At 59.6% G+C, this 13,410-nt stretch carries 14 protein-coding genes; 4 read left to right on the forward strand and 10 right to left on the reverse strand.

What is annotated here, in order from left to right; genetic code table 11:
- Nucleotides 1-161: 161 nt before the first annotated feature.
- The 4 genes from HX817_RS04000 to HX817_RS04015 form a co-directional block, all read right to left on the reverse strand.
- Nucleotides 162-629, reverse strand: a complete 468-nt coding sequence (locus HX817_RS04000) for a cupin domain-containing protein (protein WP_008432610.1) — start codon at nucleotides 627-629, stop codon at nucleotides 162-164.
- 62 nt (nucleotides 630-691) lie between these two features.
- Nucleotides 692-1,684, reverse strand: a complete 993-nt coding sequence (locus HX817_RS04005) for an aldo/keto reductase (protein ID WP_008432612.1) — start codon at nucleotides 1,682-1,684, stop codon at nucleotides 692-694.
- Between the two features lie 24 nt (nucleotides 1,685-1,708).
- Nucleotides 1,709-2,299, reverse strand: coding sequence for a flavodoxin (locus HX817_RS04010; protein WP_177039827.1), 591 nt, complete (start codon nucleotides 2,297-2,299; stop codon nucleotides 1,709-1,711).
- A complete protein-coding gene (locus HX817_RS04015; protein WP_003209745.1) occupies nucleotides 2,296-3,285 on the reverse strand; it encodes an aldo/keto reductase in 990 nt (329 codons plus the stop codon). The genes HX817_RS04010 and HX817_RS04015 overlap by 4 nt, the downstream gene beginning before the upstream one ends.
- 316 nt (nucleotides 3,286-3,601) lie before the next feature.
- On the opposite strand from HX817_RS04015, the gene HX817_RS04020 reads away from it, so the two are divergent.
- On the forward strand, nucleotides 3,602-4,915 hold the full coding sequence (locus tag HX817_RS04020; RefSeq protein WP_102605913.1) for a phospholipase D family protein: 1,314 nt from the start codon (nucleotides 3,602-3,604) through the stop codon (nucleotides 4,913-4,915).
- A 217-nt stretch (nucleotides 4,916-5,132) separates the two neighbouring features.
- Here the strand turns inward: HX817_RS04020 and HX817_RS04025 are convergent, their stop codons facing one another.
- Both HX817_RS04025 and HX817_RS04030 read right to left on the reverse strand, forming a co-directional pair.
- Nucleotides 5,133-5,462: a DUF6124 family protein gene (locus HX817_RS04025; protein WP_177039980.1), complete on the reverse strand. Its 330-nt coding sequence runs from the start codon at nucleotides 5,460-5,462 to the stop codon at nucleotides 5,133-5,135.
- Nucleotides 5,463-5,820: 358 nt separating this feature from the next.
- The gene (locus HX817_RS04030; protein ID WP_003209751.1) at nucleotides 5,821-7,047 is read right to left on the reverse strand and encodes an MFS transporter; all 1,227 of its coding nucleotides are present in this window, start codon (nucleotides 7,045-7,047) and stop codon (nucleotides 5,821-5,823) included.
- A 354-nt stretch (nucleotides 7,048-7,401) separates the two neighbouring features.
- Between HX817_RS04030 and HX817_RS04035 the strand changes: the two genes are divergently transcribed.
- Nucleotides 7,402-8,097, forward strand: coding sequence for a hypothetical protein (locus HX817_RS04035; protein WP_177039828.1), 696 nt, complete (start codon nucleotides 7,402-7,404; stop codon nucleotides 8,095-8,097).
- A 246-nt stretch (nucleotides 8,098-8,343) separates the two neighbouring features.
- The gene (locus HX817_RS04040; protein WP_177022088.1) at nucleotides 8,344-9,603 is read left to right on the forward strand and encodes a serine hydrolase; all 1,260 of its coding nucleotides are present in this window, start codon (nucleotides 8,344-8,346) and stop codon (nucleotides 9,601-9,603) included.
- A 134-nt stretch (nucleotides 9,604-9,737) separates the two neighbouring features.
- On the opposite strand, the gene HX817_RS04045 is transcribed toward HX817_RS04040, so the two are convergent.
- The 3 genes from HX817_RS04045 to HX817_RS04055 all read right to left on the reverse strand — a co-directional run bounded on the left by HX817_RS04045 (nucleotide 9,738) and on the right by HX817_RS04055 (nucleotide 12,057).
- The gene (locus HX817_RS04045; RefSeq protein ID WP_003215582.1) at nucleotides 9,738-10,547 is read right to left on the reverse strand and encodes an AraC family transcriptional regulator; all 810 of its coding nucleotides are present in this window, start codon (nucleotides 10,545-10,547) and stop codon (nucleotides 9,738-9,740) included.
- Nucleotides 10,548-10,552: 5 nt separating this feature from the next.
- Nucleotides 10,553-11,092 carry a kinase inhibitor gene (locus HX817_RS04050; protein ID WP_177039829.1) on the reverse strand — a complete coding sequence of 180 codons (540 nt, stop codon included), beginning with the start codon at nucleotides 11,090-11,092 and terminating at the stop codon, nucleotides 10,553-10,555.
- A gap of 101 nt (nucleotides 11,093-11,193) precedes the next feature.
- Complete coding sequence (locus HX817_RS04055) at nucleotides 11,194-12,057, reverse strand: LysR family transcriptional regulator (protein ID WP_177019879.1); 864 nt, start codon at nucleotides 12,055-12,057, stop codon at nucleotides 11,194-11,196.
- A 114-nt stretch (nucleotides 12,058-12,171) separates the two neighbouring features.
- Between HX817_RS04055 and HX817_RS04060 the strand changes: the two genes are divergently transcribed.
- Nucleotides 12,172-12,780, forward strand: coding sequence for a LysE family translocator (locus HX817_RS04060; RefSeq protein ID WP_087694681.1), 609 nt, complete (start codon nucleotides 12,172-12,174; stop codon nucleotides 12,778-12,780).
- A gap of 17 nt (nucleotides 12,781-12,797) precedes the next feature.
- Here HX817_RS04060 and HX817_RS04065 read toward each other — a convergent pair whose 3' ends face one another.
- Nucleotides 12,798-13,370, reverse strand: a complete 573-nt coding sequence (locus HX817_RS04065) for a helix-turn-helix domain-containing protein (RefSeq protein WP_008434733.1) — start codon at nucleotides 13,368-13,370, stop codon at nucleotides 12,798-12,800.
- Nucleotides 13,371-13,410 lie beyond the last annotated feature (40 nt).

A 13,410-nucleotide genomic window follows, 5' to 3' on the forward strand; every position in this document is an offset into this window, starting at 1 on the left:
ATTAACCCCGAAATAGCGCATGGACTCATGAGCAGAACTCATGAGTCGACGTGCGATAACCGCTGGAATCCCGGTGCGGGCAGGTTGTTACGGGGCATTGAGGTTACGTGGCGGTTCGCCGCGAACGTGCCGGTCGAGCAGCTTCGACACATTCCGTAACTTTATTGGCCGGCGTATTGCGCCTCCGAGACCTGCTCCGCCCAGGTGACGGTCTTGCCATCCTCGGCTTCAGCGATGGCGATGTGGGTCATGCCGTTGCTGGCCGTGGCGCCGTGCCAGTGACGGGTGTTCGGTGGAATCCAGACAGTGTCGCCCGGATGGATCTCCTGACGCGCGCCACCCTCTTGCTGCACATAGCCGACGCCGGCAGTGACGATCAGCGTTTGTCCCAGCGGATGGGTGTGCCACGCCGTGCGTGCGCCGGGTTCGAAGGTCACCGTGCCGCCACCGATGCGCGCGGGCGCTTCACCTTTGAACAGGCCATCGACGCGTACAGAGCCGGTAAAGTTTTCCGCTGCGCCCTTGATCGAAGGCTGGGATCCGTTCGGCGTAACGCGGATTTCGCTGGCGGCCTGGGACTCTGCCGCCATCAGTGACAAAGCAACGAGTGGCGCAATCAATCGGTTCATCGGATGAGTTCTCCGGTCAGACAGAGAAAGCGACGCCGCACATGGCGCCGCGTCGGGCAGACTCAGAGTCCGGTCATTTTCAGTGCCGACTCCGGCAGACGTTCGCCGTGCACCCGAATCTGTGCCATCTGTTCGTTGATCACGCGCAGATCGTCGCCGTTCAATTGCAGCTCGACCGCGCCCAGGTTTTCTTCCAGGCGATGCTGTTTGGTCGTGCCCGGTATCGGCACAATCCACGGTTTCTGTGCGAGCAACCAGGCCAGTGCCACTTGCGCCGGCGTGGCGTGTTTGCGTTGCGCGACGGCTTTCACCACATCGACCAACGCCAGATTGGCCCTGCGCGCTTCAGGGGAAAAGCGCGGGACGAAATTGCGGAAATCGCTCGCGTCGAACTGCGTGTTCTCGTCGATCTGACCGGTGAGGAAACCGGCGCCCAGCGGGCTGAACGGTACGAAGCCGATCCGCAGTTCTTCCAGCACGGCTAGCAGTTCCAGCTCCGGGCCACGCCAGAACAGCGAATATTCGCTTTGCACCGCCGTGACCGGTTGCACCGCGTGGGCCCGGCGAATGGTTTCCACACCCGCTTCAGAAAGGCCGAAATGCTTGACCTTGCCCTCGGCGATCAGATCCTTGACGGTGCCGGCCACGTCTTCGATGGGCACCTGGGGATCAACGCGGTGCTGATAAAACAGGTCGATGCAATCGGTGCGCAGACGCTTCAACGCCGCTTCGGCCACGGCGCGTATATGCTCCGGGCGGCTGTTGGTGCCGCCGCCACGTGCGCCGGTGATCAGGTCGATATCGAAACCGAACTTGGTGGCGATGACGACCTGCTCGCGGATCGGCTGCAAGGCCTCCCCCAGCAGCTCTTCATTGGCGAACGGGCCATACGCTTCGGCGGTGTCGAACAAGGTGACGCCTTGCTCGTGGGCCGAACGAATCAGCTTGATCATGCTGGCTTGGTCGGCTGCCGGCCCGTAGGCCGACGTCATGCTCATGCAGCCAAGACCCAAGGCGGACACTTCCAGGCCATTACCCAACGTGCGGATTTTCATGGAGTTACTCCGTACAGAATTCGATTAGTGCGTGAGAGGGTGATCTTTCAGCCAGCCGTTCACGCGTTCCATGGTCTTGCGCTCCTGCTCACCCTCCATCACAAAACCTTCCAGCACTTTGGCCTTCGACGCATGCTTGACCAGCACACGGCGGCTGTTGCCCAGGCCATATCCACCATGGGTGTTGAAGGGGATGAGGGTCTTGCCGGTCAGATCGTGGGCGCTGAGGAATGCGCGCACGATCGGCGGGGCGGTTTCACCCCAGATCGGAAAGCCGAGATAGATCGTGTCGTAGTCGCTGAGGGCGTGAACCGTGTTTTGCAGCTCGGGTTCGAAGCCACTGTCACGTTCCTGGCGCGCCTGTTCCACGGTTTGCAGATAGTCCTCGGGGTAGGCGTGGGCGGGGCGAATCTCGAACAGATCGGCACCCAGTCCACGCTGGATCAGCCCGGCGACCACGCGGGTATTGCCCGAGCGCGAGAAATACGCGACCAGAATCCGCGAGCCCGAACGCGGTGTTTCACTGGCGCCTTGCGCGTCGGCGAGCGACAGCAGCGGGGCGCTGGCCAGTGCGGCGATGACCGTGCGCCGCAGCGGATCGTGATCGGTACTCATCGACCGACGCGCGCCTTGAGAGCCTCGGGATAGCGCTCGCCTTCGATGCGGATCTGCGCCAGCGCGGTATCAATGGCCTTGAGTTCGGCAGCGTCGAGGGTGATGTTCGCGCCGCCGAGGTTTTCTTCCAGGCGATGCAGTTTGGTCGTGCCCGGAATCGGCACAATCCACGGTGCCTGCGCGAGCAGCCAGGCCAGCGCGATCTGGGCCGGTGTCGCTTGTTTCTGCGCAGCAATCTGACGGATCAACACCACCAGACCCTGATTTGCCTGCAGCGCCGACTGGCTGAAACGCGGGACGATGCTGCGGAAGTCGTCACTGCCATAAGTGGAATCGGCCGACACCGTGCCGGTGAGAAAGCCTTTACCCAATGGACTGAACGGTACGAAGCCGATGCCCAGCTCCCAAAGGGTCGGCAGGATTTCCAGCTCAGGCTCGCGCCACCACAGCGAGTATTCGCTTTGCAGCGCCGTGACCGGCTGTACCGCATGGGCGCGACGAATGGTTTGCGCGCCTGCCTCCGACAGGCCGAAGTGCTTGACCTTTCCTTCGCTAATCAGGTCTTTCACCGCCCCGGCAACGTCCTCAATCGGCACGTCCGGATCGACGCGGTGTTGGTAGAGCAAATCGATGTAATCGGTCTTCAGTCGACGCAACGAACCCTCGACGGCTATTCGAATACGTTCGGGCCGGCTGTCCAGAGCCTGTTTTGTATTGTCGGTGCCGACGGCGAAGCCGAATTTTGTAGCGATCACAACCTGGTCGCGAACTGGCGCCAGCGCCTCGCCGACTACTTGCTCATTGATATAGGGGCCGTAGAATTCGGCGGTATCGAAGAACGTGACGCCTCGTTCAACGGCTGAGCGGATCAGTGCGATGGCTTGCTCGGTATCCGTGGCCGGGCCATAGCCATGGCTCAGACCCATGCAGCCGAGGCCGAGGGCGGATACTTCGAGTGAACTGTTGCCGAGTGTGCGTTTGTGCATGTTGATCTCCCGTTGGGCGTGGGGAGACAGTAAGCGCGCTAACGACTGAGGACTAGACGGGTAAATCGGCAAGGCTTCATGAGGTTTGCTCATCAGTCCCGGAAGAGGGGCGGTGGCGACTGTCGAATGAAGGCTTGCCTCACGGTAGGCCATCACCGCTCGTACACAAAAAATCTGACACTCTCTTGATCGTTCGCTTTTGGCTGTTCTCTGCCGATCAAGGTTACAGCCTGTGATGGTCAGCTGCGCCGGCGGTATACTGGAGGGATTCCAATATACCCCGCGCCTCGCGCCCAGGCAGACCAGGGACGGTTGAATGATCCGCATCAGAACCAATTTGGCTCCTCGATGGAATCGGCAGATCCGAGAAGCCACCACGCCTCTGACAGTGCTGTCCCCCTACATCACAGAAAACAGCACGCTTAAGCTCTTGGCCAACAAGCAAGCAACGTTTTACACACGGTTCGAGGTAAGGGACTTCGTCTGTATGGCGTCAACAATCGCTGCCTTCAAGCTGTTGCTCATCAACAAGTGCACGATTTACGAGGTGAAGGACCTTCATGCGAAAGTCATCATGGACGAGGCTGACTTCGTCACACTTGGCAGCCAGAACCTTACCTTCAGGGGGGCCTCGAAAAATAAGGAGTTGAGTGTTTGTTTCGATAACAGTAAAGCCAATTCTTGTGAGCGAGTTCGGAGCGTGGTCAATGATTGGATTGACGACCCGGATCTGGAATTGATCGACTGGGCCAGGGTGTTGCGGATGGAGAAGGATGTTCGCTTAGCCAAAAAGGCTTTCGAAGAATTCAACGAAGCGATGTCCAAGATTCAGGGTAAAGCCGATACCTACCAAGCCAAGCGAGTCCAGGTTGCTCGGGATCAGCAGGAACAAGAGAGAGCTGCACGAAAGGCTAAGAACCTAGCTGCAATTGGTGCTGCCGTTCGGTCTGGCGCACCTTCCGGCACGAAATACACCGGAACAGTAAAGCCATCTGAGGGCTCTGCACGACTGAAATTTGATGCGAAGGTTGACCTGCTCCAGTGGACCAGGAAGAACGGCATCGTGCTCCCCCGGATGATTAAGTCGAGCCGTTGCCTATGCGTGCTCAATCAACAGAAGGTCGGCTGGGCAAGGCTTGCGAGCCAACAAATCACGAAATTCGCTCAAAGCATGACCATTGGTGGGATTCTGCCTAAACCGTTCGATCGGGTGGATGTGACACTCTCCGTCACCCCAAAAGATCTTGCTCGGGCGCCTTCCGACACGACTCTTGTTGCCATCTTGAAGAACGAGAACGGGACCGAACTGTGCATGGTCCCGGTTCTCTACTCAATCGACGAGATCAGCGTTCTCGACACGCTAGGACCCAAGCGAAAGCCGTCGGGTAAAAAGCTCAAGCCAATCGAGCAGCTCAGAACCGATCTGAAGAGGTGGATTGATAGCAATAGGGCTGACTTTGAAAGCCTACTGAGCCGCCACATCACCAGTACTACCCCTCTGAAGAAACGGCTCGATGGGGTCAACGCGGATGTGTTTTTTGAGGGAATGGATACGGTGGTCGATGTGACAATGGTCTTTAAAGGGCGCAACGGTACAAAGCCCATTCTTGTCGCGACCACCAGAAGCTGAAATCCCACACCTGCCTGACATCAGTGGAGTGTCCGTTTGGAGTCGAAAACGGCGTTTCGTAATGGCGGCAAATGGCCTGAAACCGCTATTGAGCGCAGCATGAGCGGCGACTTACTCAACTAAAGCGGCATCGTCGTCGCTGAGCCGCCGTAGATGCCTACAGCGCCTCGGCGATCAGTCGATTGAGCTAGTTGAGTAGCCTGGACAGCGTCCGGTTTCAGCTAGACGGCACCTCCCGATCCATCAACTTACCCATCAACAGCACCCCCAACTCACTCAGCTGGTGAATCGCCAACGCCACATCACGGTCTTTCCCGCTCAAATCTTCCGACAGATCAAGCAGCAACGCGCTGACCGAGGCAAAGGTTTCATAGCTATTGGTAATCAGACTTTCACTGCTGGCATCAGCAGCCACACTGAACAGCGCACCCGACGGCGGGGTGGTTTTGGCGGAGGAGGGATTGAGATAGTGATCCAAGGCACGTTGCGCGGCTTGGTTGAGTTTCAAATCGGGAGTTCCCGGAGGATTCGGCGTTACCTTGAACATCGTTAAGTTCCTTGCTTGGGCTTCCACCCCGTTGCTACTAAACGAGGGGGTGGCAGCTGTACGCAGGTTAGTAGACCGGGGGAACCTAACAAAAACCGGCGCGCCCGAGGGCGCCCTACGCACAGCCACCATCAAGCACAGACAAGGACGTCCGACAGATGAAGCTCATGCACACGTTAGGTTGAACCTCGGGCTACTAAACCCGATCACTGAGGTTTCAGCGACCGAGCAACCTTAGAGACGCCAACCCAGGTGCACAAGCCGGCGGATTCTGACGCAACTGTAGGCAATGGAGCAAGGTGCGGCGCTCACTGCCTCCAGCCACGGGACTGAATTCAATCAGTCCCGTTTTCCTCGATTAAGCAGGCTGGGCCGCCAGGCTATTACTCACCTTGCGCCCCAACACCAGCACCGTCACAAACCCGGCGCCCACCAACGCGGTCGCCAAACTCAACAGCACCGACGTCCCCATCTTGTCGACGATCTGCCCGCCAAAGAACGAGCCCACGGCAATGATCACCTGGAACAACGCGACGAACAGTGGCATGCCACGCTCCACATCCTTGGGCGCAACCACAAACATCCAGATACTCGCGCACGCCGGGAAGGCACCGAAAGCAAAGCCCCACAGTGCGATCAGCATTACTGCGCCGCTCATGCCGGTGGCGAAGTAGGGGAACAGGGCGGTGCTGGTGCCGATCATCAGCGCGACCAGCAGCAAGGTGTGGCGCACGCTGCGGTTGGCGGCAAAGCCGGCGAAGACGTTGCCCATTACGCCGGCCACGCCGTAGAGCAGCAGCAGGGAGCCAATGGTCGGGCCGTCGAAGCCGGAGCTGTTTTTGAAGAACGGGGCGACGTAGGTGTAGGCGGCAAAGTGCGCGAGGCCGATCAGCAGCACGGCGATCAAGCCGACCCGGGCTTGTGGGTTGATGAACAGGGCCGGCAGGTCGGCGATGCGAATGGCTTTTTCCGGTTCGAGGCGGGGCAGCAGGAACATCTGTGCCAGCAGTACCGGGATGCCCACCAGTGCGGTGACGAGGAAGGTCATGCGCCAGCCCATCAGGCCGCTCAGCCAGGTGCCGACGGGTACGCCGAGCACGGTGGCCAGGGTCACGCCCATCATGATGATCGAGGTGGCCTTCGCTACGCCGACGCCCTTGGGCGCCAGGCGGCCGCTGAGGGCGATGGCGGTGGCCCAGAAGCCGCCGATGCTGATGCCCAGCAGGACGCGGCCGAACAGCAGCAGGCTGAAGTCGCTGGCGTAGGCCACCACCATGTTGGCGATGATCATGATCAGGGTCAGGCCGATCAGCAGGTAGCGACGGTCCATGGCGCCAATGCCCACCGACAGCAACGGGGCGGCGAGGGCGGCCATGATGCCGGGCAGGGTGACCATCAGGCCGGCATGGCCGGCGCTGATGCCGAGATCGGCGGCGACGTCGTTGAGTACGCCTACCGGCAGGAACTCGCTGGTGACCAGGGCGAAGGCGCCTACGGCCACCGAGAGAATCGCCAGCCACTGCTGCAGGACGGTTTGTTGGTTATGTTCGGGGAGGCCGCTAGGGGCCCGGCTTGCGCTTGGCATGGTGTCGGGTTCCGGGAGGAGATTTCGCCTGCGGGCAGACGGGAGGGAGAAAGTGGAGGCGATTATAGGAATGGGTTTTGGTAAGCCAATAGGCGACCGGTTCGATAGTAATCATCAACCTCATCGATTAGACGGCCTCCTAAGCAGAGCCTTCGCTCTGACCTATAGCAATCATCGAGTAATGCAGGGAAACCCCAGAGAGAGTTGTGAACTGCGTGGCTTTCTAGCTCAGATGCTCGGAATGCCAGATCGACCGGGCGATTTTGCGGTATGAGTGTTTTTGATTAAAGGTTTCAACGCATCTGTCGATATTGGCTTGTTGGTGCTGCGCAAAATTATGATAGGGAGAGCTTTTTGAAAGCTGGAGATGTTGTCGGGCTATCGTCCAATATTATTATTAAAGTGGCGACACTTGATAACTGTACTCATGTTGCTATTGCAATAAATGAGTCTGAAGTAGTTGAAATTTTAACGAGTGGCCTGCGAAGGGTTAGCCTGGAGAAATGTGTTGAGGGTTGTAGTGGCGCTTTTTTGTATGAGCGGCCTGATAATTTGCCAAAGCTGGAGGCTGAGGTCCTAGAGAGTGAGTATAAAAGGCTTAAAGCTGATGAGGTGAAGTATTCCTTTCCTAGAATGCTTTACTCCGGATATCTGCCTATTTCACGTAATTTTTTCTATGGTGCCGCACTGGTTTGGTTAGTGCTTATGTATTTTCTCGGGGCTATAAACTACATGCCTCTTGCTGCAATGTTTTTGCTGTACCCTCTGACACTTTATCTTCTGCCGCATCTTCGCCCTAAAATCAAAGCGCTTGAGCGTTTCAGGTGTCTTAAGTGGTTTGTTAAGGATTTTCCGGGCGAGTTTTGCTCCAGCTTAGTAGTCTATCTTGATTCAAAAGCTGGAGGTACTATCTCTACCCAGATAAAAAGAAGTCACGAGCCGCGTCCCAATGATGTTGTTCGTGCATGTAAAGCACTTGATTATAAGGTGGTGTCACTGAAATCCGCGCGGCTGGCGGGGTCGGTAACGCGTATAGAAGATTGCTCATAGGGCAAAATAAGGGGGCGGGTCTATTTGATTAAAAACGATCTGTCCCCCTTTTTTGTCAGCAAATCACACAGCCAGTCCTGGCCTGTTAAACCCTCCGAAGCCCCCATGGCCCGACTCCGCGCGTAATCCGGCCCGATCCCGCGCGCCAGAAAAAATCCCCCGCTGCATCCTGAGCCTCGGCATGTCGGTTTCTGCTGATGTGCCGAAGCGTTTCAAGGCCGATCAAACAATAATAAAGAGGTGTTTATGCCCGTGCTTCATCGCTCTTCATCCCCGGTTGAACGCAGTGCGCTTCATGTGTTGGTGTGTGCGTCGACACTTGCGCTGTCGTTAACCGCCTGCGCGGCCACCCCGGATCCCGCGAAGCCTTATCTCCATGCACAGGAACCGATCGGCGACGTGCAGGCCATCTATGACGGCAGGCTCAGCGAGGACTTGGCGGTCACTACCTTCCGTAATACCGACCGATTGTTCCCGACGCGCACGATCAAGGCCGGCGGCCATCCGTTCCCGTTACCCCGCAGCAGCCAGCCACTCGGGCCGGTTGCCTTTGACTACAAAGGCAAGCATTACAGCCTCGATGACTACGTGGCGATCAACCGGGTAACCGGGCTGTTGGTGCTCAAGGACGGCAAGATCGTTGATGAGCGTTATGAAAAAGGCAACACCGCCGACACCCGGTGGATGTCGATGTCGGTGGCCAAGTCCATCACCTCGACGCTGGTGGGCGCGGCGCTGCAGGACGGCGCCATCAAGAGCCTGGATGACAAGGTCACCCGTTATTTACCCGCGTTGGCCGGTAGCGGTTATGACCAGGTCACCGTGCGCCAGATCCTCTCCATGCGCTCCGGGATCAAGTGGAACGAGCAATACACGGACCCTACCTCGGACGAGCGCCACTTGATCAAACTGCGTAGTGAACAAGTGCCCGGGTCGCTCCTCAAGTTCATGGCCAGCCTGCCCACCGCTGCGCCGCCTGGCACTCGCACCAACTACAGCACCGGTGAAACTCAAGTGTTGGGGCAACTGGTGAGCGCTGCGGTGGGCAAGCCACTGACGCAATACCTGAGCGAGAAGATCTGGGCGCCTTACGGCATGCAAACCGATGCCAAGTGGTGGCTGGATGGTCTTAATGGCAATGAAGTGGGCGGCAGCGGTATCAGCGCGACGCTTGAGGATTACGGGCGTTTTGGGCAGTTCGTGCTTAGCGGTGGCAAGGCCGGTGGGCAGCCAGTGTTGCCTGAAGGCTGGTTGAGTTTTGCCAGCGCGACTACCGGTTCAGATGCGGCGTACGGTGACTTTGCGTCCATGTGGTGGCCAGGTTGGACCGACGCCTCCAAAGCGGATAAAGCCTTTACGGCGGCCGGTACGTTTGGTCAGTACCTCTACATCAATCCGACCAGGAATGTGGTGATTGTGGTGTGGCAGGCGCAGACCAAACCCACGGGTGGCAAGGTGATCGACGATATGTTTGCCTTTGATGCGGTTGCCAAAGCGCTTCAATAACCGCGAAGTACCTGTGGCGAGGGAGCTTGCTCCCGCTGGACTGCGCAGCAGGCCCATTTTTTGGGGCCGCTGCGCGGCCCAGCGTGAGCAAGCTCCCTCGCCACAGGCTACGGGCTACTCAGGTAGTGTGTACCTCACATAGCCGCCCGCAACGACCGCGGTGAAAGCCCATAATGTGACTTGAACCTCACCGCAAACCGCGACGCCGACGCATACCCGCACGCACTGGAAATCTCCCCGATGGAATCCCTGGAGGTTTGCAGCTGTTGCAACGCCGCCCCCAGCCGAACATTTTCCAGGATGGCCCTGAAGCTCGCATCCTCATTGGCCAGCTGCCGACGCAACGTCGATTCCCCCAGATTCAACTGCTGCGCGACCGTGGCAACGGTCCAGTCCCTGGACAGGTTGCTGCCGATCAACCGCTGCACGCGTTCACTCAAGGGGTCGTTGCGATCCATCAGCAACGGTCCCGCCTGGCCGGCCAGGCACAGGCAGAGCAACACGGCCTCGCCATAGTGGGTGCACAGGGCCGACGGGGCGCCGGTGCTCAGTGCGGTCAGCAGTTGGTCCCAGGCTTGTCGGGTCTGTTTGTCCAGGCGTACGCACAGGTCGGCATGCATGCTGCCCTTGAACTGCGCGCCATACCGGGCAACGAAGTTACGCAACACCGGCACCGGAAACGACACCACGTCGGCGATGTAGTCACCCTGGGCACCGGGAAAGTTGGTCACCCCAAGCTCGCGGCCCGCCGGCAGTAGAATCAGGTGCTGTGGGCCGGCACGCATTTCGCGCTCATCCCACTGCATCAGTTTTTGCCCCTGGCGCACGCGGCACAGGGCGGTCATGAAGACCGGCACGCGTTGCAGGGTATGGTGTTGCCGGGCCCTGATCACGCAGCTTTCGATGATGCTTTCCCTGTGCCGCAGACCTTCGTGAACATCCATCGTGACTAGCGTCCGTAAGGGGCCGTGATTGTGGCCTTGGCCAAGCTGTTGGCATTGAGCATGTAGCCGACCAGGGCGCCGCTGGATTGATTGTCGATCGGCAGGGTGTCGACTTTCAACGCCCACACGGTGAATTGATAGCGATGCGGTTTATCACCCACGGGCGGGCAGGCGCCGCCGAAGCCGGGTTGGCCGTAGTCCGTGCGGCCTTGCACCGCCCCGGCCGGCAGGTGGGTGCCCACATTGCTCGGCAGGCTGGAGACGGTGACAGGCAGGTTCACCACCGTCCAGTGCCACCAGCCGCTGCCGGTCGGGGCGTCGGGATCGTAGACGGTGATGGCGAAGCTTTTGGTGCCCGCCGGGGCGTTGGCCCAGGACAGGGCAGGGGAGGTGTTGCCGCCGCTGCAGCCGAAGCCGTTGAATTCCTGCTGGTGCGTCAGCGGGCGTTGGTCGGCAATGTCCGGGCTGCTGAGTGAGAAGCTGGCGGCGTGTCCGCTGGCGGCCATGATCAGGGTGATCGCGGGGGCAAGTGCTTTGAGTTTCATTGCGGTGATGTCCAGGCGTGGTTTGAGCCTTGATCCTAAACAGCGCAGGGGCACTGCACTGCGCCGAAGCGCTCGATGATTGTGCCGAAACGCTCTGCCCACTAAGGCTGAGCCCTCAGCGTTCGGATGATGAACGCATGCAGGCTATTGACCGCCTTGGACCCGCGGGACGCCCGGCTACGCAGAATCGAAACCTCCATGGGCTCAATACTGCCCAAACCGTGCTCGTCACCGAGTACCTGAAGCGAATCCTGCACGGTGCATTGGGTAATCGCGGCAATCGCGAGCCCGCCCTCGACGGCGGCCACCTGGCCGGCAAGGCTGGAGCTGTTGTACACCACCTTGAATTCGCGGCCTTGCTGGGTGAGTGCGTTCACCGCATACCGCCGGGCGAGGCTTGCGCTTTCGTAGACGGCGATGGGGATCGGGTCGCGCCGCCACAGTTCGAACTGCGGTGAACCTACCCACACCATGGGCTCCTTGAACAGGAAGGTGCCGCTTTGGGGCGAGTCCCGAGACACCAGCGCCAGGTCAAGATCGCCGCTGCGCAACTGTGGGATCAGCGTGGTCGACTGTTCACAGGTCAGTTCGATTTCCACCCCGGCGTAGCGCGGCGAATAGCGCTTGAGCAGCGGCGTGAGGTACCGGGCCGCGTAGTCTTCGGCAACGCCAAGGCGGATGCGCCCGGTCAGCTCTTCACCGTGAAACGCCGCCTGGGTTTCAGCGTGCAGGGCGAGCATGCGCCGGGCGTAGCTCAGCAGCGTCTGGCCATCGGCAGTCAGTTGCAGGTGCCTCGGGCCGCGACTCAAGAGCTGTCGTCCAAGGGCGGCTTCGAGTTTCTTCATCTGCATGCTGACGGCGGACTGCGAGCGGTTGACCTCGTGGGCGGCGCCAGACAACGAGCCGGCATCCACCACGGCCACAAAGCATTTGAGCCAATCGAGTTGCAAATCGCTGGCGGGCATCGCGCTGACCTCTATTCGTTAATCGAATGGCTAAGGCCTGAATTATGCGCTTTTCATGGACGCTTGTTCACCCGCAACATTCTGCCTTGAACCAACACCTTCTGGATCGGATCCATGCCCTTTGATACCTGGTTGCTTTACCTGGTTACCTGCTTCGGCATCTCGGTGGTGCCAGGGCCCAATGCGTTATTGGCGCTGACCCACGGTGCCCTTCACGGCAGCCGCAAAACGCTGTTCACCATCAGCGGCGGCGTGCTCGGTTTTGCGATTGTGCTGGCGCTGTGTGCGTTGGGGTTGGGTGCGCTGATCCAGGCATCGGCCAGTTTGTTCACGGCCTTGAAGGTGGCGGGTGGGCTGTACCTGATCTGGCTGGGCTTCGGGCTGTGGCGGGCGGCACCGGTCAGCCTTGAGGCGACCGGCACTACCAGCTCGCGGAGCTGGCCGCTGTTCCGCCAGGGGCTGGTATCGGCGATCTCAAACCCCAAGGCCTTGCTGCTGTTCACCGCGTTTATTCCACCGTTCCTGGACCCGCACCGGAGCATCATCGCGCAGACGCTCACCATCGCCCTGACCTACGCCGTGGTGGAGTTCATCGTCGAGTACCTGGTGGCCAGCGCCGCGCACCGGGTACGGCCCTGGCTGGCGCGAACCGGGCGCCGATTCAATAAAGTCTGCGGCGGTTTTTTTGTGCTGTTCGGGTTGGCCCTGCCTATCCATGCCTGAGGGCACATCCCCGCGGCTTAGGGATGTTCGATCACCATCACCGCCGTGGTATCCGCCTCAAGTGCTTCGAACACATGGGGCGCATTCGCCAGGTAGCTGATGTAGTCGCCGGCGTGCAGCAGCACAGGCGCACCGGCCGGGCCGATATTCGCGCTGCCGCTGCACAGCAGCACGTGCTCGACGGTGCCGGCAGGGTGGGGCTGAGACAGGCGCGCTTCGCCCGGCTGTACCTTTAGCCGGTAGATATCGCGACGCACGCCCGCCGGGCAATCCGCAAGCAGTGTGGCCGCGTAGTGGCCGGTTTCGGTGTAGGTGGTCAGGCCCTCGTTGGCGCGAATTACCCGCAGGTGTTGCTGGGGTTGTTCGAAGAACCGGGTCACCTGCAAGCCCATCGCCGTGGCCAACGACCACAGGGTCTCGATGCTGGGGTTGCCGATGCCGGACTCCAGCTGGGACAAGGTCGACTTCGCCACGCCTGCGCGTTTTGCCAGTTCAGTCAATGAAAGCCCCGCAGCCTGGCGTTCGCGCTTGATCGACAGGGCCAGCAGGTCGATTCGGCTTGGATTGAGATTGTTCGTTATGTCGGTCATTTGTTCTTCAAATCATCCATAAATGGGTTGACGCTTTGTC

Origin of the sequence: Pseudomonas sp. C6002 (genome assembly GCF_013385805.1) — a bacterium.
Lineage (GTDB): Bacteria > Pseudomonadota > Gammaproteobacteria > Pseudomonadales > Pseudomonadaceae > Aquipseudomonas.